Annotated in this window: 27 protein-coding genes; 6 read left to right on the top strand and 21 right to left on the bottom strand. The window is 32.3% G+C overall.

Annotated elements, in window-relative coordinates:
- Positions 1-20 precede the first annotated feature (20 nt).
- The 11 genes from CLOST_RS04895 to CLOST_RS04850 all read right to left on the bottom strand — a co-directional run bounded on the left by CLOST_RS04895 (position 21) and on the right by CLOST_RS04850 (position 9,101).
- A complete protein-coding gene (locus tag CLOST_RS04895; RefSeq protein WP_422665477.1) occupies positions 21-455 on the bottom strand; it encodes a YwiB family protein in 435 nt (144 codons plus the stop codon).
- A 14-nt stretch (positions 456-469) separates the two neighbouring features.
- A complete protein-coding gene (locus CLOST_RS14155) occupies positions 470-631 on the bottom strand; it encodes a hypothetical protein (protein ID WP_259369989.1) in 162 nt (53 codons plus the stop codon).
- Positions 621-1,541 carry a D-alanine--D-alanine ligase family protein gene (locus CLOST_RS04890; RefSeq protein WP_013361151.1) on the bottom strand — a complete coding sequence of 307 codons (921 nt, stop codon included), beginning with the start codon at positions 1,539-1,541 and terminating at the stop codon, positions 621-623. Before CLOST_RS04890 ends, CLOST_RS14155 begins: the two co-directional genes overlap by 11 nt.
- Before the next feature lie 5 nt (positions 1,542-1,546).
- Positions 1,547-2,227: a GntR family transcriptional regulator gene (locus CLOST_RS04885; RefSeq protein ID WP_013361150.1), complete on the bottom strand. Its 681-nt coding sequence runs from the start codon at positions 2,225-2,227 to the stop codon at positions 1,547-1,549.
- On the bottom strand, positions 2,211-3,086 hold the full coding sequence (ispE, locus tag CLOST_RS04880; protein WP_049779754.1) for a 4-(cytidine 5'-diphospho)-2-C-methyl-D-erythritol kinase: 876 nt from the start codon (positions 3,084-3,086) through the stop codon (positions 2,211-2,213). Before ispE ends, CLOST_RS04885 begins: the two co-directional genes overlap by 17 nt.
- A 166-nt stretch (positions 3,087-3,252) precedes the next feature.
- On the bottom strand, positions 3,253-3,516 hold the full coding sequence (locus CLOST_RS04875) for a Veg family protein (protein WP_013361148.1): 264 nt from the start codon (positions 3,514-3,516) through the stop codon (positions 3,253-3,255).
- 181 nt (positions 3,517-3,697) lie between these two features.
- Positions 3,698-4,501 carry a TrmB family transcriptional regulator gene (locus CLOST_RS04870; protein WP_013361147.1) on the bottom strand — a complete coding sequence of 268 codons (804 nt, stop codon included), beginning with the start codon at positions 4,499-4,501 and terminating at the stop codon, positions 3,698-3,700.
- Positions 4,502-4,620: 119 nt separating this feature from the next.
- Positions 4,621-5,556 (bottom strand): carbamate kinase, encoded by a 936-nt coding sequence (gene arcC / locus CLOST_RS04865; RefSeq protein WP_013361146.1) that lies wholly within the window; start codon positions 5,554-5,556, stop codon positions 4,621-4,623.
- 90 nt (positions 5,557-5,646) lie between these two features.
- Entirely contained in the window at positions 5,647-6,645 is a 999-nt protein-coding gene (gene argF / locus CLOST_RS04860) for an ornithine carbamoyltransferase (protein WP_013361145.1), read from the bottom strand.
- 72 nt (positions 6,646-6,717) lie between these two features.
- Positions 6,718-7,980, bottom strand: a complete 1,263-nt coding sequence (gene arcA, locus CLOST_RS04855; RefSeq protein WP_330360764.1) for an arginine deiminase — start codon at positions 7,978-7,980, stop codon at positions 6,718-6,720.
- Positions 7,981-8,282: 302 nt separating this feature from the next.
- Positions 8,283-9,101, bottom strand: coding sequence for a MerR family transcriptional regulator (locus CLOST_RS04850; protein WP_013361143.1), 819 nt, complete (start codon positions 9,099-9,101; stop codon positions 8,283-8,285).
- A gap of 171 nt (positions 9,102-9,272) precedes the next feature.
- Between CLOST_RS04850 and CLOST_RS04845 the strand changes: the two genes are divergently transcribed.
- Both CLOST_RS04845 and CLOST_RS04840 read left to right on the top strand, forming a co-directional pair.
- Positions 9,273-10,511 (top strand): L-lactate MFS transporter, encoded by a 1,239-nt coding sequence (locus CLOST_RS04845; protein ID WP_013361142.1) that lies wholly within the window; start codon positions 9,273-9,275, stop codon positions 10,509-10,511.
- Between the two features lie 109 nt (positions 10,512-10,620).
- Positions 10,621-11,541 (top strand): pseudouridine-5'-phosphate glycosidase, encoded by a 921-nt coding sequence (locus tag CLOST_RS04840; RefSeq protein ID WP_013361141.1) that lies wholly within the window; start codon positions 10,621-10,623, stop codon positions 11,539-11,541.
- An 84-nt stretch (positions 11,542-11,625) separates the two neighbouring features.
- Here the strand turns inward: CLOST_RS04840 and CLOST_RS04835 are convergent, their stop codons facing one another.
- From CLOST_RS04835 to CLOST_RS04820, 4 genes are all read right to left on the bottom strand, one after another.
- On the bottom strand, positions 11,626-12,846 hold the full coding sequence (locus CLOST_RS04835; protein WP_013361140.1) for a 6-phosphofructokinase: 1,221 nt from the start codon (positions 12,844-12,846) through the stop codon (positions 11,626-11,628).
- Between the two features lie 65 nt (positions 12,847-12,911).
- A complete protein-coding gene (locus tag CLOST_RS04830; protein ID WP_013361139.1) occupies positions 12,912-13,595 on the bottom strand; it encodes a metallophosphoesterase in 684 nt (227 codons plus the stop codon).
- Positions 13,596-13,621: 26 nt separating this feature from the next.
- Entirely contained in the window at positions 13,622-14,416 is a 795-nt protein-coding gene (yjbM, locus tag CLOST_RS04825; protein WP_013361138.1) for a GTP diphosphokinase, read from the bottom strand.
- A 21-nt stretch (positions 14,417-14,437) separates the two neighbouring features.
- Positions 14,438-15,340, bottom strand: coding sequence for an MBL fold metallo-hydrolase (locus CLOST_RS04820; RefSeq protein WP_013361137.1), 903 nt, complete (start codon positions 15,338-15,340; stop codon positions 14,438-14,440).
- Between the two features lie 117 nt (positions 15,341-15,457).
- Between CLOST_RS04820 and CLOST_RS13530 the strand changes: the two genes are divergently transcribed.
- Both CLOST_RS13530 and CLOST_RS04810 read left to right on the top strand, forming a co-directional pair.
- Positions 15,458-16,246, top strand: a complete 789-nt coding sequence (locus tag CLOST_RS13530; RefSeq protein ID WP_013361136.1) for a transglutaminase domain-containing protein — start codon at positions 15,458-15,460, stop codon at positions 16,244-16,246.
- Between the two features lie 17 nt (positions 16,247-16,263).
- The gene (locus tag CLOST_RS04810; protein WP_013361135.1) at positions 16,264-16,509 is read left to right on the top strand and encodes a hypothetical protein; all 246 of its coding nucleotides are present in this window, start codon (positions 16,264-16,266) and stop codon (positions 16,507-16,509) included.
- A gap of 114 nt (positions 16,510-16,623) precedes the next feature.
- Here the strand turns inward: CLOST_RS04810 and mnmL are convergent, their stop codons facing one another.
- The 3 genes from mnmL to CLOST_RS04795 are packed head-to-tail and all read right to left on the bottom strand — an operon-like array spanning position 16,624 to position 19,266.
- Positions 16,624-17,574: a tRNA modification radical SAM protein MnmL/YtqA gene (gene mnmL / locus CLOST_RS04805; protein WP_013361134.1), complete on the bottom strand. Its 951-nt coding sequence runs from the start codon at positions 17,572-17,574 to the stop codon at positions 16,624-16,626.
- A 12-nt stretch (positions 17,575-17,586) separates the two neighbouring features.
- The gene (locus CLOST_RS04800) at positions 17,587-18,405 is read right to left on the bottom strand and encodes an undecaprenyl-diphosphate phosphatase (RefSeq protein WP_013361133.1); all 819 of its coding nucleotides are present in this window, start codon (positions 18,403-18,405) and stop codon (positions 17,587-17,589) included.
- A 54-nt stretch (positions 18,406-18,459) separates the two neighbouring features.
- Positions 18,460-19,266, bottom strand: a complete 807-nt coding sequence (locus CLOST_RS04795) for a peptide arginase family protein (protein WP_013361132.1) — start codon at positions 19,264-19,266, stop codon at positions 18,460-18,462.
- A gap of 205 nt (positions 19,267-19,471) precedes the next feature.
- On the opposite strand from CLOST_RS04795, the gene CLOST_RS04790 reads away from it, so the two are divergent.
- Positions 19,472-20,359 (top strand): TMEM165/GDT1 family protein, encoded by an 888-nt coding sequence (locus CLOST_RS04790; RefSeq protein ID WP_013361131.1) that lies wholly within the window; start codon positions 19,472-19,474, stop codon positions 20,357-20,359.
- A gap of 23 nt (positions 20,360-20,382) precedes the next feature.
- Here CLOST_RS04790 and CLOST_RS04785 read toward each other — a convergent pair whose 3' ends face one another.
- The 3 genes from CLOST_RS04785 to CLOST_RS04775 all read right to left on the bottom strand — a co-directional run bounded on the left by CLOST_RS04785 (position 20,383) and on the right by CLOST_RS04775 (position 23,194).
- The gene (locus CLOST_RS04785) at positions 20,383-21,069 is read right to left on the bottom strand and encodes an RluA family pseudouridine synthase (protein ID WP_041487106.1); all 687 of its coding nucleotides are present in this window, start codon (positions 21,067-21,069) and stop codon (positions 20,383-20,385) included.
- Entirely contained in the window at positions 21,057-21,926 is an 870-nt protein-coding gene (locus CLOST_RS04780; RefSeq protein ID WP_013361129.1) for a class I SAM-dependent methyltransferase, read from the bottom strand. The genes CLOST_RS04785 and CLOST_RS04780 overlap by 13 nt, the downstream gene beginning before the upstream one ends.
- Before the next feature lie 95 nt (positions 21,927-22,021).
- A complete protein-coding gene (locus CLOST_RS04775; RefSeq protein ID WP_013361128.1) occupies positions 22,022-23,194 on the bottom strand; it encodes an NAD(P)/FAD-dependent oxidoreductase in 1,173 nt (390 codons plus the stop codon).
- Positions 23,195-23,892: 698 nt separating this feature from the next.
- Here CLOST_RS04775 and CLOST_RS04770 point away from each other — a divergent pair.
- Positions 23,893-24,372: an NADH-quinone oxidoreductase subunit NuoE family protein gene (locus CLOST_RS04770; protein WP_013361127.1), complete on the top strand. Its 480-nt coding sequence runs from the start codon at positions 23,893-23,895 to the stop codon at positions 24,370-24,372.
- Positions 24,373-24,379: the final 7 nt, after the last annotated feature.

Here is a 24,379-nt window from a genome sequence, read left to right as displayed (position 1 = left end):
CTTTACAATATATTCATCTTTTATTTATTAACAGTTATGTGCATACTGTTTTTTCCTTCAAACATATTTTTTATCAAAATATCATATTCTATTGTGATATCTATTTCAAGAGGCTCTTCTTTAATATAAACATCCACACTTTTAGTCAGCATTTCCATTGTCATACTTCCATATGGTGTTTTATACTGAGTCCTATGTCTTTTATTCTTTTCAAACTCCATAGTTGAGGAGTTACTCCCTAGCCTTCTTAAAACAACTTGATTATCTTTTATTTTTAATGTAGTAGTCGTTCCTTGCATTCCAGAAATTTCGCTCTCATCATAAACAAGATAATAAGCATCGCTTTTTTTGTAAAACTTTCCTTCTGTTATTAACTCAATAACTTCATCTTGCTTTGTATTAATGTCTAACTGAGTAGTTCTTATATTTATAATTGCCTTATTCAAATGTATCACCTTTCAACTAACACCTACATATTCTTTTTAGAAGAATCTCTTTTATGTCTTTGTATAGCTAAGTCAATTAGTTCTTCTAACAAGTTTTCATAAGATACTCCACTATTTTCCCAAAGCTTAGGATACATGCTAATAGATGTAAATCCTGGCATTGAGTTAACTTCATTAAGATACACCTTTTGAGTATCCTTGTCTACAAAAAAATCTTATTCTGCAAAGTCCCTCTGCATTTAAGCCTTTATATGCTCTATATGCCATGTCTTGAATCTGTCTATCAGCTTCAAAACTAAGGTCTGCTGGTATGATAAGCTGAGATGCATTGCTTTTGTACTTAGCATCATAATCGTAAAACTCATCTGAAGGAATTATCTCTCCAGCAACTGATATTCTAATATTATCGCAATTGCCTAGCACTGCAACTTCTATTTCTCTTGCATTAACACCTTTTTCAATTATTATTTTATGATCATACTCAAAAGCTTTTTGCATAGCTAAAACCAGCTGTTGTTTATCTTTAGCTTTTGATATTCCAACACTTGATCCCATATTGGCTGGTTTAATAAAACAAGGATACCCTAAATTGGCTTCTGCTCTTGAAACAATCTCTTGTGTTTGCTCATATGAATAGCAAGTTATATGAGGTACTTGGTTTATCCCTTCATACGAGAATATTTTCTTCGCCATATCCTTATCCATTCCGTTAGCAGATGCTAGGACTGAACATCCTACGTATGGTATACCAGAAAGCTCTAGTAAACCTTGAAGCTTTCCATCTTCACCATATGGTCCATGAAGAACTGGAAAAACAAGCTCAAGCTCAGCAATCACTTTATCATTATCATAAATTCCTGGTTTTTTCTTGTTACTATATAAAATCACTTCAGCTGAAGTTTTTTTATCGAACCAGCTTCCATCTGAAACCTCTTCGATGCTTCCATCAAAGTAATGCATAAAACCATCTCTGTCCATTCCTATGAGATATACATTATGAACATCCTTATTAAGTCTTTTGTAAATATGCATTGCAGACTGAAGTGAAACTTCATACTCTGCAGATTTTCCACCAAATATTAATCCAATGTTCATTATTTTCACCTAGCCTTTTTTTTGTATTTATCGAGTATGAACTCCTTTACCTCTCTTATATGTTCCATAGCACAAGCTCTAGATATCTCTGGATCCCTAGATTTTAAAGCATCTAATATTTTTTTGTGGCTATGAACTATATATTTCGCTGTAGTAATGTCTTCAATATAGCTTTTTCTAAATCTATGAACTTGCTCTATAAGAACAGCATTAACCTTTACTAATCTTGGATTTCTAGAGGCACTTAACAAAACATCATGGAATCTAGAATCCCATCTTATAATTTTTTCAATATTTTTTTCCTCTACACTTTTAATAAGGGCTATATACGCTTTTTCTAGCTCCTTAAGCTCTTCTTCACTCATATTGACTGCAGCTAGTGATGCTGCTAAGCCTTCTAAGGTTTCTCTTACTTCAAGCACATCAGCTACATCTTTTACAGAAAGATCTGAAACCTGAGCCCCTCTTCTAGGAATCATTTCTACTAAACCTTCTAGCTCTAGCTTTCTAATAGCTTCTCTAATAGGAGTTCTAGACACACCTAGCTTGTCAGCTAGCTGAACTTCCATTAACCTCTCTCCAGGTAGCAACGTTCCATCTAAAATTGCATTTCTAAGATGCTCGAATACAATTTCTCTAAGTGGTTTTATATCTTTTATATTGAGCTTATTAATCCCTCGATTCAATATAAACTCCTCCTCTCTCTGTTTTAGTTACAAAAATTTCATTATATTTAAATCTTAAACTCTCATAGCAATCTTTCAAATCTGAAATGGATTCGAAAATTCCAAATACTGCAGTTCCACTGCCAGTCATCATAGAAATTTTCGCCTTGCCATTTATCATATCTTTTTTTATTTCGTTTATAAATGAAACTTTACTTGCTGTAACACTTTCTAATACATTACCCATAGTTTTTACCATCTCATCTAAATTATTATTCATAGCCTTTATAAAGCCATTATTGTCAGGTCTATTTGCAAGTTCTGAAAGAATTAGATTCTTATATACAAAAGCTGTAGATATAGACTCATCTGGCTTAATAATTAGCAGATTCAAATCCATAATTGGGAGCTTTTCCATTTTTTCTCCAATTCCTGTTGCTCTTACACACCCTCCTTCTATACAAAAGGGTACATCTGCTCCTATTTTAAGAGCTATACTTTTCATTTCCTCAAGTGACATGTTGAGATTAAAAAGCTCATTTATTCCAACTATTACAGCGGCTGCATCTGCACTTCCCCCAGCCATTCCTGCGCCAATTGGTATGGTTTTATTAATATGTATGTCCACTCCTGAAAATTCTTTTTCTTCCATAATTAACTTTGCTGCCTTAAATGCAGAGTTCATTTCGTCTATTTCTAAGCTATTATTATCACAGCTTACCTTTATATTGTTTTCATAATTCTTTTTTATAGTTATTTCATCATATATACCCACGCTGTGCATTACCATATCCAACAAATGGTAGCCATCTTCGCGTTTATCTATAACATCCAAAGTAAGGTTTATCTTTGCATTTGCTTTTACTACTAACTTTTCCATACTTCCTCCAAAAGGACAATTGATAATAATGTATTTTTTATACAATAAGAACATTATACTATACAAAAGTTGCAAAATACATAAAAACTGTAATTATAATCGAAAATAATTCTGCATACAAAAAACCCCTCTTAACTTAATAAAAGGGGTTTCTTATGTAGTAATACTAAGAAAGTTTAGCTAAGTCGTTTTTACTCAGTTTGAGTTTGACTGTAGATGTAAGTACATCAGAATAGCTATAAGATACTCTAGTAGTAGTTTCGTAGTTTCCATCAAGCCTAACAACGAAAACATTAGGATATGCATTTTCAAGTATGCCTTCCCTAACTATAATCTTTTTTCTGCCTTTGTTAGCTTTTAGAATTATCTTTTTTCCCAGGTGCTTTTCAATACTCTTTCTTATTCCTTCTAAGGTATGTTTCGTAGCCAAAAAATCACCCTCTTCTCTATTATCACTATTTACATAATAGCACAGCAGAGAGTAATTGTCAAATTTGTAAATTTTAATTATAATCCAAGTGCATAAGCGTTGTCAATAAATAAAACAAGATTTATAAAATAATTATTTTATAGTGTCTCATTTTGCAATAATAATGTAAAAACATTCGACATTATTTGGTTTTTACGTACTTCCTTATATGTTGCATATTGGGTCCAAACTCTTTATCCAGTTCTAGCTTATGCATTTTATATATTTCAGCGATAAAAATATCATGTGAAATAAACGACTCTGCCATGAGCATAAACGCCTTATTCTCTGTCCATATTCCTTGATCTATTCCTTTTTCAACAAAGACAGCAAATAAAGACTCTGCTCCATCTACAACAAGTGTAAACCACCTTCCAACTTCCTCTACTTGCTTTTCAAGCCCTTCCATCTCATGAAAATGCATAATACCTATATCATTTTTAGTATCTCCGTAGATAACGCTCACAATTTCTATTCCTTTACTTTCCACTTCTTTAAGCTCATCCGCAAAAAAATCAAATTCTTCAGCCCAAGCTTCTAAATATAAAAATGAATTTGCTTTAGGTATCATGTTTTTTATCTTTTGGAAAATATTATCTCTTCCTTCTAAATGCCATAGATATGATACTTTTTGTGATTGGCTTAAATTTTTTATATTCTTTTTTAGATAATCTACAGAATACTCAACATTTTCTTTGTACGTATCTAAAAATGCATCAAAATCAACGGGGATATATTTTGTAGGGTTATCTCCAATTATATTAACTAGATTTTTTGACAAAAGCTTACTCATAGTTTCATATATTTTAGCTTGGGGAACGCCAGAATCTTTACTTAGTTCATACGCAGTAACTTCAGGATTTTTAATTAGAGCTACATAGGCCTTAGCTTCATATTTATTTAGTCCAAAATCCATCATTTTTTCTATTATTCTTTCCTGATCCAAAATGGCTCCTCCTTAAATTTTTATAAAATAAAATTGTTATGGTTTTAATCATTTAAAATCATAACAACTCTATTTTAAATAAAAGGGAAGATTTCTCTTCCCTTTCACTACATTATATACTATTTTACTATTCTTGTCCCTGTCTGTCCTGCAATCCCTGCAGATGCTTTTTCTAGTGATGTAATAAGAGCTTTTCTACCTTCCTTTGACTCAGCAAAAGATATAGCCGCCTTAACTTTTGGAAGCATTGAGCCAGGAGCAAAATGTCCTTCTTCAATATATTTCTCAGCTTCACTTATAGTTAAAGTTGAAAGCCACTGCTCGTTTTCTTTTCCAAAATTAATAGCAACTTGCTCTACTGCTGTAAGAATAATCAAATAATCTGCATCTAAAATTTCAGCAAGCTTTGCTGAAGCAAAATCCTTATCAATAACTGCAGGAATTCCAATTAATTTATTGCCTTCAGCATAAACAGGAATTCCTCCTCCTCCAACAGCAATAACTACTTGATTGTTGTCAACTAGGGTCTTTATTGTTTCTTTTTCAGCTACGTCTATAGGAAGTGGTGAAGCAACTACTCTTCTATAGCCTCTACCTGCATCCTCTTTCATTACAAAGCCCTTTTCTGTCATTAGCTTTTCTGCCTCTTCTTTAGAGTAAAAAGCTCCAACAGGTTTAGTTGGGTTTTCAAATGCTGAATCATTTTTATCTACTATTACTTGAGTAACTACAGTAGCTACTGGGATTTGCATATCTCTTTCAAGTAGTTCTTCTCTAATCGCATTTTGAAGATGGTAGCCTATATAACCTTGGCTCATAGCTCCACACTCTGGAAATGGCATTTCTGGAGTAGCCGCAGATGATTTTGAAGCTACATCCATAGCAAGATTTATCATACCTACCTGTGGTCCGTTGCCATGGGCTATTATAACCTCATGACCATCAGCTATCAAATCCACGATTGGCTTTGCTGTATGTCTTACAGCTTGAATTTGCTCCTCAGGTGTATTTCCAAGGGCGTTTCCTCCTAGTGCAACAACAATTTTATCTTTCATTCATTTTCCTCCTAGTTTTATACATAATTTAAGTCTATAAAAGCAGGGAAAACTCCCCTGCTTTTAGTTTTTTTATTTAATCGATTAATCTTATAAGTTTCCTATAGTTGCAACCATTACAGCTTTTATAGTATGCATTCTGTTTTCAGCCTCATCAAATACTTTTGAATGTCTGCTTCTGAAAACTTCATCAGTAACTTCCATAGACTCAAGTCCAAACTTCTCATAGATATCTTTACCTACTGTTGTGTTTAAATCATGGAAAGCTGGTAAGCAATGTAAGAATAGAACATCTGGGTTTTCTGTCTTCTTAATCATATCCATGTTAACTTGGTAAGGCTTAAGCTGCTTGATTCTTTCTTCAAACATAGCCTCTTCACCCATAGAAACCCATACATCAGTATAAATAACATCAGCATTTTTTACATCATCAACATTCTCACTGAAGTTAATAGATGCTCCAGTTTCCTTAGCAACTTCTTTCATTTCGGCAACTAACTCTTCTGATGGCCATAATTCTTTTGGCGCAAGACCCCAGAACTCCATACCCATTTTTGCTGCACCTATCATTAAAGAGTTACCCATGTTATTTCTTGCATCTCCAGCATAAACAAATTTAACTTTGTTAAGTGGCTTAGCAACATGCTCTTTGATAGTTAAAAAGTCAGCTAAAATTTGAGTTGGGTGATAAAGGTCAGTAAGACCATTCCACACTGGAACTCCTGCATTTGCTGCTAAAATTTCTACTGTCTCCTGCTTAAATCCTCTAAACTCAATACCATCATAAAATCTTCCAAGTACTTTAGCTGTATCTTCGATTGATTCCTTTTTACCCATTTGACTATCGCCAGAACCTAAGAATGTAACATGACCACCTTCATCAAGTACTCCAACTTCAAATGCGCATCTAGTTCTTGTTGAGGTTTTTTCAAATAGTAAAACTACGTTTTTACCTTCAAGTAGATTCCCTTTAATGCCTGCTCTTTTTTTCGCTTTTAAATCAGCTGATAGATCTAAAAGATAGTTGATTTCTTCTGGTGTAAAATGCTTTAATGTTAAAAAACTTCTTCCTTTAAGACTTACTGGCATATTGTATTCCCTCCAATTTTTAAATTAAAAATTATTATTATTATTCTATAGGCAAGCCTAAGTTTAAGTGTATTATAGATTTTCTCTGTATAAAGGCATAGACATGCAGCGTGGACCGCCTCTACCTCTTGAAAGCTCACTCGATGGCATGATATGAAGTTTCACTCCAGCTTCCTCAAGCAATTTATTTGTTACGTGATTTCTAGAATAAACAACTACTTCACCTGGAGCAATTGCAAGAGTATTAGATCCATCATTCCACTGCTCTCTAGCGGCATCAATCATATCTCCGCCGCCACAACGGATTAAAGTAACTTTTTCAACTTCAAGATATTTTGCCAATACCTTATCTAGCTCTTGAGTTTCTTTTTGGATTTTTATACTGTTACCTTCTCCCCTACTGATAGCATATACTGTAAGAGGTCCTTCGATTTCAGGATGTATTGTGAATTTGTCAAAATCAATCATTGTGAAAACTGTATCTAGATGCATAAACGCCCTTTTATTAGGTATATGGAAAGCTAAAACTGTTTTAAAGCTCTCATCCTTATCAAAAATACGTTTTGCCATTTTTTCGATAGAAGCAGCATCTGTTCTCTCAGAAATACCTATAGCAAGTACTTCTTTATTAAGTACAAGCTCATCTCCACCTTCTAATGAAGTGTTGTCATCCCTGTCAAACCATTTAGGAACATCACTATCTTTAAAGCGTGGATGATTTTCAAAGATATACTTTGCAAATAAAGTTTCTCTGTTTCTTGTAACAGTGCGCATGTGATTTAACGAAATTCCAGAGCCAATAGTAGCAAAAGGATCTCGCGTGAAATATAGATTAGGCATAGGGTCTGCGACGAAAGGATAGCCTGAGTCCACCATGTCAGCAAGAGAAGTTGCATTGTAATTTGGAAGTTCAGATTTTCTGATTCCTTCCATCATTTTGTCAACTAATTCTCTATTTGTTTTGCAATTTAATAGGAGTTCTTTTACTAGCTGTTTTTTCTTCTCACCAAGAATACCAGCTTCTTTAATAAATTCATCTACAAATCTTTCTTTTACACTAGCATCTTCGATTGCCTCTGCTGCTAAATCCTCCAAATAAAGTACCTCTACTCCATTGTCGGATAAAATTTTGGCAAAAGCATCATGCTCTTGTCTGGCTACTTCCAAGTAAGGAATATCATCAAACAACAGTCTATCCATAAGATCTGGTGTAAGATTCTCAATTTCTTTTCCTGGTCTGTGAAGCAGTACAGTCTTTAGTTTACCAATTTCTGAATAAACATTAAGAACCTTCTTGTCTTCCATTACAGTCACCTCAATTTTATTTTTTTCCATAACTTTGAAAATTTTGTTATACCAAGCTACCATATTTAAAATAATAGGTAGGTGATAATCTCTCTCACCTAATATTATATACCCAATAAAAATAAAATAAACATTTATTGTACTACAAAGGTGGTTATTATCTACACAGTTAGTATAATACTAGCATAATAATTGTGTCAAATGTTTTCCAGTATATTTTTTAAAATTTCAAATAATTAATTTTATCCAATTTTCTTTATTTTCCGATAATTTTATTTTGTAATTTTTTTATAAAATTTCTATTTTTTATGTTTTCAATGCTTTGTTTTACATTATTTAATTTTCATTACAGGGATTTGTATTTCAGATATGTATTCTTCTTCAGAATCAGAAAAATCATAGTCTACGATGTTTTTTTCTATTGAGTTTCCTGTAATTTTATAGCCATGGTTTGAAATCCAATGAATTAAAATTTCATAATGCTTATGCATTTCTCTATATGGTCCTAAGAAACTAATGCATGCATATTCACCTTTAGGTAAAGTTATTATATCGGATTTTAATATATCTTCAGCGAATGGAAGCTCAATAAAATAGCTAAACTTATTAAAAATACCTTTTTCCAAATCTTCTTTTTCAAGAGAAGTGTATATCTGCCCATCAACAAGCCATGAACTCATAGCTATATATTGTTTGTTGTCACTAAACATTTTTTTAGTTTCATAATGGTCATCTTTTTGCTTTATTCTCAGAAAAATACCACTTCTAGCTGGCATCATCTTTAGTCTCACTATGTCTAAATCTTTTTGGGCTGATTCTATTATCTGTATTTTTGTCTTAATCTTATTTTCTAAAGCGCTCCAGTGCTGAACCTTTGCATGGGCCTCCTTCTCTTTTTTCTTCAAAAGAACCAGAAGATTCTCAGTGTTTTTATTATGGAGGTAATTTTTTATATCTTCAAGAGAGATATCCAAGCTTTTAAAAAAAAGTATCCTACTAAGCTTAAAAAAATCTCTCACATCATAATACCTATAGGAGTTATCTTTGTTGCACTGAGGTTTTAATAAACCTTTTTTGTCATAATGTCTAATAGTATCCGTGCTTATATTAAAAAGTTTGGCCAATTCTCCAATCATGAACTTTTCTTTCATAAACCTCTCCTTTGCTTGTGATTATATCTATTATTTGGATTATTATACTTTAAATTCAGCTATAAAAAAACTCAATATACTTTTTTTGTAAAAAAATATTTGACCTTTGAGTAACTCTAAAGTTTATAATCAACTCACATTTATTTTTTGATATTATATGGAGGTCGTTTGATGGAAAACAAAAGTTTAGCAAAACAGGCTTGGACAGTATTATTAGCTGGCCTTGGCGTAAATCTAACTATCGGAGTTTTATATTCTTGGAGCGTTATTAAAAAGTCACTAGTTGCTGATTTGAATTGGTCAAACAGTGAAGCTTCACTGCCTTACACAGTTGCTATTTTAGTATGGGCTCTTACTCTTCTTGTTGCAGGAAAGCTTCAAGACAAATATGGCCCAAAGAAAATCGTTATACTTGGAACTATATTTACAGCTTTAGGTCTTATCTTATCAAGTTTTACAACAAATCCTGCAATAATAGTATTGTCATATGGAATAATAACTGGAGGTGGAATAGGTTTTGCTTATGCTTCAGTAACTCCCCCAGCATTAAAATGGTTTCATCCAGCAAAAAAAGGTATGGTTACTGGAATAGTTGTAAGTGGTATGGGTCTTGCTTCTCTTTACATAGCTCCTATTACCACAGCTCTAATTTCATCATTTGGTATTTCTAGAACTTTTTTAATACTTGGTATTTTCATATTAATCGTTGGAACTGGAATAGCTCAGCTAATTAAAAACCCTCCTGAGGGTTATGTCCCTGAAGAGCCAAAAAATATGAAAAACTCAAACGCTCCTAAATCAAAACCAGTAGCTGATTTTGATTGGAAGGGCATAATTAAAACTAAAGAATTTTATTTTTTATGGATAATGTTTGCCCTGTCATCATCAGCTGGCCTGATGATAATAGGAAATCTAGCTGCCATTTCTTTGGAGCAGGCTTCATGGGATAAAGGGTTCTTTTTAGTTGGATTGTTAGCTATATTCAATGCACTAGGTCGTATAGGAGCAGGTCTTATTTCAGATAAAATCGGTCGTATACGTACACTTACTTTAGTCCTTGCTATACAAGGCATAAATATGTTGTTATTTGCTAGCTATGTAAACCCAATCGGAATTACTATAGGAACTATGTTAGCAGGTATAGGCTATGGTTCACTGCTCAGCCTTTTCCCATCTCTTACTGCAGATTTTTATGGAGTAAAAAACTTCGGCGGAAATTATGGCGTTTTATATACAGCTTGGGGTATAAGTGGAACTATAGGCCCTATTATGGCAGCTGTCATAGTCGATAGCACAGGTTCATACAATCTTGCATATCTTATATCTGCTGGACTACTTATATTTGCAATAGGAATATCACTAATAACAAAAAATCCTCAAGATTCAAAAAGGTTAAATCAAGCAGCCTAAAAAATATCCCTCTTAGCATTTTTGTTTTGTTTTCATTCACAGTTTAAAGGTATAATAACTAATATGCCGCTAGCTTAAATGAAAATCGACATGTTAAGGGGGTTTTTTTATGAATAAATATCTTTTTATAGAAAAAAACTTAGAAAAAATAATTCGCTCAAATAAACCTGTAGTGGGTTTAGAATTAAATAGTATATCAAAGGTAGTTCCTTATCCACAGAGCTTAAATTTAGCAATGGAGATTGAAGATATAATAAAAAGCAGTGGAGCTTACCCAGCAACTCTAGGAATTATTGATGGAAAGCTAATCGCAGGTCTTACTTCATCTGAAATAGCATATCTTCTCAGCATGGATCACGCACCTAAAATCTCAACAAGAGATATTTCCTATTTTATATCCCAAAAGCTTTCTGGGACGCTTACTTCAGCTGCAGCTCTTTTTATTTCCAAACTTGCTGGAATAAGAGTTCTGTCAACAGCTGCTATTGGCGGAGTTCACAGAGGTGCAGTTGAAAATTTTGATATATCCTCTGATTTACAAGAACTCTCATCTACAAATGTAGCTGTAGTTTGTTCGGGAGTAAACTACATTTTTGATATACCATTGACTTTGGAATATCTAAAAACATACGGTGTACCTGTTGTAGGATATACTACAGATATTTTTCCAGCTTTTTATGTATTGGACGACCGCCTCAAGGTAGAGTATAGAATAGACCACCCTAAAGAAATTGCTAGCTTGATTGATACAAAATGGAATCTAGGAATAAAAGGTGGAGTAATAGTTGCTAATCCTGTTCCTCCTGCATGCGTTATTGATAGAGAAACTATGGAAAGCTATGTGAAAATGGCACTAGAAAAAGCAAGGCAGTCACATATAGATAGAAAAGACTTCACTTCATATATGATAGAAGAAATAGACAGTTACACAAAAGGTAAAACTATGCAGTATATAGGTGAAATTCTAAAAAACAACGCTAGACTCTCATGTATTATAAGTGAAGAATTGACAAATTTATACAAGGAATAATTTAAAAAAACTCCATCAAGTCCATTTAGCTTTTTTAGCTAAGGTCTTAGATGGAGTTTATAATTTCTATAATTTATAATACTATTATATATTTTTAAGAATTTTATCTACTTTAGGAGCTCTAAGCATATGAGCTGTAAATGGGTCTTGACCTATAAGCGGCCTTAGATAATTTTTAAAAGCCTCTGTTACATGATTTCCTTCTTTATTTATAAAATGTTCCGGCATTGATTTTGTATATTTGGCTACCTTGTCTAAACTAGTAAGCCTGTAATCTACAGAATAATCTCCAGTTCTGTGTATAGTAATGGAACCATCCATATTATGCCAAAGAGCAAACTGCGCTGCTTTTTCTCCCACTTCTCTAGCCTCATGCTGATCCACTTCAGAAACACATCCCATGAATGACCTTTGCAAATATCCAAAAGTATCTGATCTGACTCTGCTTATTCCTAAATTTTCTTTTACATAGCTAGCTAACTTTTCTCCTAATGCACCTGTAGAAGAAAGGACTATATTGCCATGAGCATCGTATTCTATCTTGCTCATTAAGTCTTTTGCAACAGGAACGCCATCTTCATTTTTTATACCTTCTGATACTGCAACAACGCATCTACCGTATTTTCTATATATTTCTCTTACGTCTCCCAAAAATTTCTCTTTGTCAAATGGAACCTCTGGCAAGTATATGAGGTGAGGCCCATCGTCAGGAAATTTCTGAGCAATGGCGGAAGCTGCAGTTAAAAAACCTGCATCCCTTCCCATAACTACTCCTATATAAACACCTGGAAGTGCTCTATTATCTAAATCAACTCCATTGAAAGCTTGAGAAACAAACTTTGCAGCAGAACCATATCCTGGAGTGTGATCATTTACTAAAAGATCATTGTCTATGGTTTTAGGAATATGTATAGCCCTAAACTCATATGAGGATTTTTTTGCATTTTCATTAACTATATTCACAGTTGATGCAGAATCATTTCCTCCAATATAAAAGAAATATCTCACATCATGAGCCTTTAATACCTCAAATATCTCCTTGCAATATTTTTCATCAGGCTTATCTCTAGTAGAAAATAACGCTGAAGATGGTGTATTCGCAACGCATTCCAAATTATGAGTCGTTTCTTGAGTAAGATCAAGAAAGTCTTCATTAATTATACCTCTAACACCATGAACTGCTCCATAAACTCTCTCAACCTGAGGAAATTTTCTAGACTCTAAAGCTGCACCAACTAAAGATTGATTAATTACAGCTGTAGGTCCTCCACCTTGAGCTATGACAACCTTGCCTTTTAGTACCATACATAATCCCCCTAACCAATATCAAAGATAAGTTAAAATAAGAGCTAAGTGATACAAAATAAAGACTAAATTAATTCCTTGAGTTTAAAATCCAAGTAGTCACATGACACCAAAGAATATTCCACATTGTTTACTCTACCTTGAAGTCCAGTTTTAAAAAAATCATTGCCATGAAGGTGACCATAGACCACTTTATCAACATTATACTCATTAATTAGAGCTGTAAACAACGAATTCTCAAACAGCTCATTTGTAGGCGGATAATGAAGCATGGCTATAATAGTTTTTACACCTGTACTTTTTGCTTTATCTAGAGAATTTCTAAATCTCATAGCTTCTCTTTCATACACCTTTAAATCTTCTTCTGTAAACTTTGTTTCATTTGGACAAAGCCAGCCTCTTGTTCCGCAGATAACGTAGTCTCCAAATACATATACGTTGTTATGAAGGAAAAACATATTATCATATAATTTATTCATTTTGCTTAAAGTACCCCACCAGTAGTCGTGGTTTCCTTTAATCAATACTTTTGTACCTGGAAGCTCAGCAATTTCTTGCAAATCTTGTTTTGCTTCATCTAAATGAATTGCCCATGAGGTGTCTCCTACCAAAAGCACCAAGTCTTCAGATTTTACCTTAGCCTTCCAATCTTCAAATATTCTTTCTTTGTGATTATGCCATCCGAATATGTCCATAGGCTTGTTTGAATTACTTGAGAGATGAAGATCTCCTATAGCATATATTTTCATTAATTCTCCTTAATAATACTTTATTTTTACGATTTTTTTAGTTCATAAATACGTTTGTTAAGCTCATTTCTAAGCATTATTATATCGTCCATTTCAGATACAGTGCTTACTGCATCAAATCTGCGTTGAAAATCCTTAGCTTCATCAGTAAGACCCATTTTTTGAAGCTCCTGAATGCTGTAAATGATATCCTTTACAGTTACTGATTTCATTTCAAACATAACCTGAGCTCTCATTATTTCTTCTCTAATCACACTCATCTCTTGGTCTAAATTAAAAGCGGCATCAGCAGCTTTTCTTAGTCTTTGCGCTATATCAGAAGGAATATAGTGGTTATACTTATACTTCAAAGAATGCTCAATAGTAGCCCAAAAGTTCATAGATAGAGTTCTTATTTGAATTTCTGCTAGGATGTCAACTACTCCAGATACAGTTTGAATGGGGTATTTTATTATTACATGGTAGCTTCTATAACCACTTGACTTGTCATTTTTAATATAATCCTTTTCATAAAGCACATCCATATCCTTACGGCTTCTTATATAAGAAACCACAGTATATATATCCTCTACAAACTGGCACATTATTCTTATCCCAGCTATATCTTCAATTTTGTCATCTACTTCGCTTAAGTCAATATCTAAGCGCTTGGCTTTATCTATAATTGATGATATTTTTTTTACTCTTCCCGTAACGAACTCAATAGGAGAATATTCGCCATTGTCTATTAGCTCTTTGCGAATATTTTTGAATTTTACTTTTAGTTCCTCTACAGCGTACTGATAAGGAATAAGAACAGTTTTCCATTGATTAAGTTCCATAATATCGTCCCCTTCACAATATTAAAGTTTGTAGTAATACACTAAACCATTTTCAACCTCGTATTGAATTTGATCATTGTCAATTAACAAGGTTAACATGGAGCCGAGTGTGGAATAGTAATAATGATATTCTTTATAATCTAGTTTCAAGTCATTATCACTTATTATCTTACTAAGTAGTTCTTCTCTAGTATATGGTTGTTCTAACAGATTATATATTTCATTCACGTACCTGTTAACATTATCTTTATTTTTGCTTACAATATCCGTTATTTCATCCTTGTTATAAATGGATTTGCTGTGTCCTATAACACAATAATCAAAATCAATCTCATCTATCAGCTCAAGGCTTTTTAAATATTTTTCTACATCAAATATAAAAGGAAAATCATATTTTTTCATTATATGATAGTCAAATAATGCATCCCCAACGTAAAGAACCTTATCAGGCGATAGAATTCCTATATCTCCATTACTATGCCCATTAAGCTCATATGCTTGAAATTTTATATCAGAAAGCTTAAACTGTCCTTGTTTTATTGTATCTTCTATATCAAAATCAAAAATACTGGCTTTTGTATTTCCTAGTAATTTTTTATGTGGATTTGCTCCATAAATATATGTAGTAAAAAATTTAGGACTTTGAAGAAATCTTTTTGTGTTTTCAGAGCAGAAAAAACTACATCCAGTAAAATGATTCTTAATACTACTGTATGCTTCGAAATGATCCAGATGTTCATGAGTTGTGATACAGTATCTAGCTCTAAGAGAGCTGTCTTCTAACATCTGGCTTAGTCTATTTCCTCTTGCAGACGATAGACCCGGATCTATAATAAGTACAGATTTATCCTTAAAAGTATATATTCCTGTGGTAGTCCCACCCTTTACAAATCCACTTTTCCCATTAATTTTTGTAATCTCCATAGTATTACCTCGTTTTAAAATCTATTAATTTTGGTATAATATATAGTAACCTTATATATTATATCAGAAAAACACAACATTTTCTCTTGTTGATTATTATTAGAAAGGAGGATTGAAATGAAAAAATCTCTCCTCATCTTCATGGTTATCTTTTTACTCATGCCTGCCAATACCTTCGCCCTTAGTGCGACTGCTTACGATGCCAACAATCTAATACAAAGTGAACAATTTCGCCTAGAACTTATCCAAGATGCAATAAGCAGAAAAGAAAATATCAATTTAAATTTAAAAAACTTTAGCGATAGTCAAGCACAGAAAATTTTCAATCATATTACGAATATAATTTTTTATCAAAGCAATATGGACATCTATTCTATTACTATGGATGGAAGTGTAACTGGAAAATCTGCCAATTTAGTTTTAAACTTGGATTATCGCATGACTCCAGATGAAAATACAAAAGTTAATGAATGGATAAAAACCACTATGGATCCTTTTTTAGCACTAAGTCCTAGTAATCTTGATGTAATTAAATTTGTAAACGATACTATAGTTAAGCATGTTGAATATGACCTTAGTTATGAAAAAAATTCTGCATATCATGCAGTCTTTAATAAATCATCACTTTGTGAAGGCTATTCATTTCTAACTTATAAAATGCTTAGTTACGCAGGAATAGATGCAAAAATTATAAGTGGAGTGGCTGCTAATGAAGACCACATGTGGAATCTAGTTAAGCTAAACAATTTATGGTATCATTTAGATGTCACATGGAATGATCCAGTCTACAGCGGCTCATTTAAGAAACCATTAAATTATGTAAGCTATGATTTCTTTATGCTTACAAGTACTCAAATGGCAAAAACCCACACCTGGGATCAGACTCTATTTCCATTAGCTAAATAAATCAATTAGGAGGAATTATGACAACCAGATATATAAAAATAATCACCTTAAAAGGGAGTTATTTTACTAAAGAATATGAAAAAAAGAAAAAAGATGTAATAAAAGTAAGGAAGGTTCTTGAAGAAACCGTTAAAAAATTTTTTAAAGCAAGAGATTGCGAAGTCCTAATAATTTTTGAAGAGACTGGGAGAGAAGTTTTGGTTACCCCAGATTCTTCAACTGAGGATATCAAAAAATATCTAGGTGAAAAATTTATTCCATAAGGCTCTAATCAGTATTAATATAGACCAACCTCACTTACTGATAATTTATTCCTAAAAAATAAAAGAGTAGTCCAATAATGAAATATAATTGGATTACTCTTTTCTATTATAAGCCTAAAGGTGTCTTACAGCTTTTCCTCCTAGATAGTCAAAATAACACCCTTGGTATAAATCATTTGCTATCATATAGGCTTCAATCATATCTTTAAGCTTCCACCATGAGGTAGAATAATTACAAAAAATCGTATCTTCTTTTGGAGCTCTTCCTAAAAGCCTGTGAATTACAATATCTGGAGAAAGATAAGCAAGAAAAAGCGAAGTTCTTTTTATATAATCATCCATTGAGCATATCTCTAGTTTACCTGACTCGACTAAATCTGCCATTGGAGTGTTTTTAATAAGATATAAGGAATGAAGCTTTACTGCATCGACCTTAAGCGCGGAAAGTATCTTTGCTCCCTCAATTATATCTTCTTCGTCATCATACGGAAGATTTAGTATCATGTGTACTACTAGCTCAAAGCCATAGCTTTTTACAAGATTAGCCGCTTCAATAAACTCTGCCAAGGTATGACCTCTGTTTATGCTTTTTAAGGTCTTATGATTTATGCTTTGAAGCCCAAGTTCTATTGTTATTTCAATATCATGTGCTTCTTTTATCATTTTAAGAATATCTAAATATCTCTCATCCAATGAATCTGGTCTAGTAGACACTGAAATTTCAACTACATCCTCCCTTATAGCCTCTTTAACATAAGCTTCAAAGACAGCCGGTGGCAGATAAGTGTTAGTGAAATTTTGAAAATACGCTATATATTTTTTAGCCTTATATCTAGGCCCTATATAGTCAATATTTTTCTCAAGCTGCTCTTTAACAGATATTTTATTCGATAGGGCTTCAAATCCTGCAGCTTTTTCTGAGCAAAAGCTACAGCCATCTTTTGCAACGCATCCATCTCTATTTGGACAAGTTACTGGAAGATTTATAGGTATCCTATAAACCTTTTCTTTGTACTTTTCTTTTAAGTACTCCGAATAAACCTGATACAATTTATTATTAGACATTTGTTTCTCCTGCTATTTTATAAAAAAGAAGTATACGAGCAAAATACTAGAGAGCGCTATTCTGTAATATCCAAAAACCTTAAAATTATGCTTTTGAACATAGTTTAAAAATAGCTTTATAACCAGAAGAGCTACTATAAAAGAGAAAACACAGCCTAGAAACAGTAAAAACCACTGCCATGCGGTAAAAATTGTACCACCCAAAAACATTTTCGCAAGTTTTAAAAGAGTAGCCCCGAACATCGTAGGAATCGCTAGGAAAAAAGAAAATTCTGCTGCCGCTCCTCTTGAGCACCCAAGGAGCATAGCTCCTATAATTGTTGCAGCTGATCTTGATGTACCTGGAATCATTGCTAAGCACTGTACAAGTCCAATTAAAAGAGCAGTTTTATATGTAATTTTATAAACAGAATCAATAGATATTTTTTTATTTTTATTTTCAATCCAAACTATTATTATTCCCCAAACAAAAAGCGCTATTGTAACTGTTACAGGTCCAAACAGATATTCATCTATGAAGTCGTCGAATAAGAATCCTAAAATTCCAGCTGGAATAACTCCTACTATTACTTTTAACCATAAATCTATTGTATTCTTTTTTTGCTGTTTAGATTTATTTGAACTAAAAGGGTTTAGTTTTTCAAAATACAACACAACTACCGATAGAATAGCCCCAAGCTGAATAATAACATTGAAGCTATTTGAGAAAGACTGTGGCTTTAGGGAAACAAATTCATTTACTAAAATAAGGTGGCCAGTGCTACTAACTGGTAGAAACTCAGTCACACCTTCTACTATACTCAAAATTAATACTCTTATTATGTCTAACATCCAAAAATCCTCCTAGTTATTATGTTTAGTACTATGATATAATAACATGTTTTTTTAATCTTCTACACATAAATTTAATTCCATTAACGCCTCATTGGCTTTCTGAAAATCTATAAAAAAAGGACTAGTACATATAGTTATAAGTGATGCCTTTTTAGCAAGGTTATTAATCACTTCTATTTTTCTTTTCCTGTCAATGTACTCCATATCCTCGCTAAAAAAATCCAAATCAATATCTAAAATATACCCATTACTACTCTCAGCTTGATTTTCAATATTATCCAAAGAATATGTTGAATCCACTATAAATAAGTTCTCAATTAAGCTTTCCTTTTGAAGTGGCTTAATAAAATTTCCTACATTTAACACAGCATTTGTATAATAAAATGCAGCATCTAACAAAGTTACTTCGTAATCTATATCTTCTTTGCTTAGATAATTAATTTCATAAAGAAAATCCCTTATATCTGTCTGCCAATTCTTCACTTCAGAAAAATCTACATCTGGTTTTCTCGTATCTTTATGCTGATCAATATGAATCATATCAAGTCCCAAGGGAATTTTATTTTCAAAAATTTCTTTATATATAAAGAAAAATGCATGGTTATGATTGTCAAATACGTAAATTTTTTTATTCTTATGAGTTTTTACTATGAATGGTTCTATCCCTTTAAAACCGACTTCTTTATCGTTATCCATCTCTACAAAAGCTACAGTAGTTGATTCTTTTATATGGATTTCACTCGATTCTATTAAAGATGAAATGCAGATTTCTTTATAAAGCTCTCTTTTATCGAATGAGAATTTATTATTTCCTATTTCACTTTTTAACTTAAAAGATTTCTTATAATGGAAATTCATAGCTATCACCTTTCGTTTTATTAACAAAGAAAAATTTTATTAAATTTAATTCTAATTAATATCCCTACTACACAATATCAATTGATATTAGAAAAAGAATGAGTTATAATATTTTTTTAAAAACTAAAAGTCTTTTTTTTATCGTAAATTTTAAAACTATCACTTGTTTTTAGTTTATTATTGTATCTTTAGTGGGGGTAAAATCATGGGAGCAATTATATCATCTTTCTTACTTATATTTTTAGCTGAAATGGGAGATAAAACACAGCTTCTAGCACTTGCATTTTCAACTAAATATAAAATAAATCAAGTTCTTATAGGTGTTTTTCTTGGAGCATTTTTAAATCACGGTCTTGCAATAGTTTTTGCAAGCTTTATAAGTAACTATGTTTCTCTAGATTTAATTAAAGTTGTGGCGGCCATTATGTTTATTATTTTTGGGCTTTGGTCTCTAAAACTAGAATATGAAGATGAGGAAGAGGAGGATGAGACATCTTTTTCTTTCAAAACTCCTATTCTAACTGTAGCAAGCGCTTTTTTCATAGGCGAGCTTGGTGATAAAACTCAACTTACAGCAATGACTCTAGGAGCTAAATCAGCTTATCCATTTCTAACACTTCTTGGAACCACTTCAGGAATGATTGCCGTAAGTTTAATCGGTATATTAGTAGGAAAAGTGCTTGGAAAAAGAATTCCAGAAGTCACAATGAAGATTCTTGCTTCAATTATATTCTTAGGGTTTGGTTTATCTGGTCTATACTCTTCAGTAGATAAAATACATTTCACACCTACTTACATAGCTCTATTTAGTTTTATACTTGCACTATCTATTGGTATTATTTTAAAAACGAATTCCAAAAATCACAATATATATTACGAGAAAAAGCTTGCAGGCCTTATAGCCAAATGCAGACATTGCGATATCCACGACACAAACTGTATCACAGCTATGCAGATAAGAGAGTTAACTCAAAAATACGTAGGTCAAGACCTTCCTTATATAGGAGATATAATTTTATACTTTGAATCCATGAAAAAGGTGGCTCCTAAAAAAGCCACCGGTTTAGAAAAAATATTTCACACTAAAATCTAAATATAGAGTCAAAGAAATTATGACTATTTGATAAATATATCCCATGGCTTATGGTCTGGTAACTCAATTTTGAATTCGAGCTTTTCTTTTTTAGTAGGATGCTCAAAGCTCAAATAATACGACCATAAAGCTATGGATTTTTTTTGAGGATTAGAAGAGCCATATTTTAAATCTCCATATAAAGGGCACCTTCTAGATGAAAACTGCACTCTTATTTGATGTGACCTTCCTGTAATAAGGTCGACTGAAACCAAGCTAAGTCCTTGTCTCTCATCCATAACCTCATAGCTCAGCTTTGCATCTTTAGAATCTTTAACTTCATTCTTAAATGCTTTTACTTTGTTATTTGATTTGTCCTTTAAAAGAAAATCTTCCATAAAACCTGACTTTTTCTCAAGACTTCCTTCTGCAACTAAAGTATATTTCTTTTCAATTTGTTTTTTTCTTATTTGATCTGATAACCTAGATGCAGCCTTAGAGGTTCTAGCAAAGACCATTAGACCTCCTGACACTCTATCTAGCCTATGAACCAGTCCTATAAATACCTCTCCTGGCTTATTGTATTTTTCTTTTACATATGCCTTGACCCAGCTGAGCATATCCAAATCCTTTGAATCATCCTCTTGCGATGGCATCCCAAAGGGTTTTACTACTACTATAATATGGTTGTCTTCATATATTACTTCAGGAGTCACTTTTATTTCTCCCATCTTCCGTATATTCCACACGGTAGAATTAAATTTTCTTTTTTCACTGGCAAGCCTATTTCTCCACTCGATACACTTCCTTGCTTATCCTTTACTATTATAAGCTTAAGCATATTTTCTATAGCAGTTGGAGATAATCCTGTTGTGTAAGAATTTAATAATAAAAATAGCGGTTCATCACTTAGCACCTGGGATGTAAGCTTTAGTAGATTTGTAAGCTCCTCTTCAAATTTCCAAATCTCCCCATTTGGCCCTCTTCCATACGAAGGAGGATCCATTATTACAGCATCGTATTTGTTACCTCTTCTTATTTCTCTTTGTACAAACTTAAAGCAATCATCTACTATATATCTAATTTTATTGTTCGATAAACCACTAAGCTCTGCATTTTCTTTAGCCCAAGCAACCATTCCTTTTGATGCATCCACATGGCATACTTCTTCTGCTCCAGCATAAGAAGCAGCGCAAGTTGCTCCTCCAGTATATGCAAATAAATTAAGAACCTTTATCGGTCTATTTGCTTTTGAAATTTTATCCATCATCCAGCTCCAATTAGCTGCTTGCTCAGGAAACAGTCCTGTATGCTTAAAAGCTGTAGGCTTGATATAAAAAGATAGTCCCTTATAAGATATAGTCCATCTTTCAGGAATTTTCTTTTTAAACTCCCAAGTTCCTCCACCTTTGCTACTTCTATGATAATGTCCATGGACATCTTTCCACTTTACGTTATCTGTATCAGCTGGCCATATAGCCTGAGGGTCAGGCCTTCTAAGCACAATGTTTTTCCATCTTTCTAACTTCTCGCCGTTACCAGCATCAATAATCTCATAATCTTTCCAATCATCTGCTAAAATAAGCATTGCTTCACATCCTATAATTTAAGTTTCTTAATAATTAGCTTTAATCCTAAAACAGTATAGCATCTGAAAATCATTTAATAAAGAAAAAATAAACATTAAACAAACCAATTTTCGTCGATAATTTGGCTTTTAGTTTTTTTCTGAGTTAAAGCACTATAAATTTTCGATGATAATTTAGTTTCTCCTATTAATAATCCCCCTACCAAAATATCATTTTCAAAAACTAATTTTTTATAATTATTAGAGTCTTCAACAATTTCGTAAGTTCTTCCTTCTTTGTCCTCTATGTCTCCTGCAGAATAAACTCCAATTTCTAGTCCTTTTAATATAGTAGCAGGAATAAAGCCATCAAATTCTTTATTGTCACCAAGTACATTGGCCGCTACGATTTTTCCCATCTGCATAGCCGCTGGCCAAATTCCATATGTGCTATTTCCAATTTGTACATTATCTCCTGCTGCATAAATATCCTCATCACAGGTTTTAAGATTTTTCGTTACCATTATCCCTCTATCACAATCTATCTTACATCCTTTTGGAAGGTCTATATTTGCTCTTACTCCAACAGAAATAATAACCATATCTGCATCTAGAATTTTTTTGCTATTTAGTTCAACCCCTTTTACAGTTTCTTCTCCTAAAATAGCTTTAGAGGATTCTCCAAGATAAAACTTTATACCAGATTTAGTTGCAGATTCTAAAACTAATTTCGATGCTTTGATATCGAGCTGTCTTGGCATCAACCTATCACTAAATTCTACAATGCTTACATCAATATTTTTATGAAGTAAGCTCCAAGCTGCTTCAATTCCTAAAAGTCCTCCCCCAATAATCACTGCATTTTTTACTTTATCAATACTTTTATTTATATTTTCTATATCGCTAGCATATTTAATTGTATATACACCTTTTTTATCTGTTCCTTCTAAAGGAGGAATAAAATTATTACTTCCAGTGCATAAAATCAACTTATCATATTCATAGTTAGCGTTGTTTTCTGTTGTTACGATTTTTTTATCTTTATCTATTCCGATTACTTTAGTGTTTAGAATTATAGAAATATTTTTTTCCTGAAAATATTCTTTAGTTTTTAAGTAAAAGTTGGTTGGGTACTCAGTTTCTCCAATCATATGTGATAGCATAGGTCTATAATAAGGAAGTCTATCATCACTGCTAATCATTGTGATTTTTATATCTGGATTCAACTTTCTCAATGTTTCAGCTGTCGATATCGCTGCGGCACTACTTCCAATAATTACTATTTTCATAAAATCTCCTCCTATTTGATATAAAATTAACCAATTGAATAAATAAATTATTATTTATTTATAAATTTCATTTTAATCTGAGAAATCATGTCTATTTCTTATCTAATTATATCATTAATAACGCTTTAAAACACTCAAATAAAACAATTGGATAATAAGATTTAAAACACGCTTATAATTACTTGTTTCTTTAATAATGAAATTTTGTTAATAAATAAATTAATTGTTATTCAATCGAGAATATTATGAATATTTATTAGTTTTATTTTGATTTTTTTGATATAATATTTTTATCCAGATTTTACAAATTTAAAAATTGCTTTTTTAAATTTTGTAAGTTTAATTCCCACTAAAGTACTCTGGAAACGTTATCTTTAAAAAAATAGGTTTTTCTTAATTTTACTTATTACTACAATATAGGAGGGTGATAATTTCTAACTATGAATAAAAGCTTAACGATAAATATATCGTAAGTAGTTAATTTATCAAAGAAAAGGGGCGTAGTTGAATATTTCATTCACTTGATAATCGTTTTCTTGAATATTCGACTAATTTTATTCAAGAAAACCTAAAAAATATTCATTGATATTCAGCGTTTCGTGAATATTTAACCATTATTGTAAATACTATTTTTCTTTTTTTTAAATTCTGTTATATTATGGGTAAAGATTGTCTAATATTTAGCAAGGAGGGATAATATGCAAGAAACCACTTTAAACAAGGAGCTTTATGATCAGTTAGCAGATTATATTGCTAATATCGAAAATAAAGAAACTGCTCTTATCGAAGTTCTTCATAAGGCTCAAAACCTCTTTGGATTTATTCCAAAGGAAGTTCAACTATTTATAGGTGAAAAATTAGGAGTACCAGCTTCTAAAGTATTCGGTGTTGTTAGCTTTTATTCTTACTTTACTACAGAACCAAAAGGTAAATACGTAATTAACGTATGTATGGGTACAGCATGCTTTGTTAGAAAAGCTGATTCTCTACTTAGAGAACTTGAAAAAGTTCTATGCATCAAGCCAGGCGAGACTACTGAAAACAAAATGTATTCAATCGAGGCGCTTAGATGTGTTGGAGCCTGTGGTTTAGCCCCTGTTATTATGGTAAACGACGAAGTTTATGGAAAAGTAACTGTGGACGATATTCCAAAAATACTTGCAAAATATGCTGATTAGGAAGGAG

This window comes from Acetoanaerobium sticklandii (genome assembly GCF_000196455.1).
Lineage (GTDB): Bacteria > Bacillota > Clostridia > Peptostreptococcales > Filifactoraceae > Acetoanaerobium > Acetoanaerobium sticklandii.
This window is presented reverse-complemented; position numbering and strand designations above follow the sequence as displayed.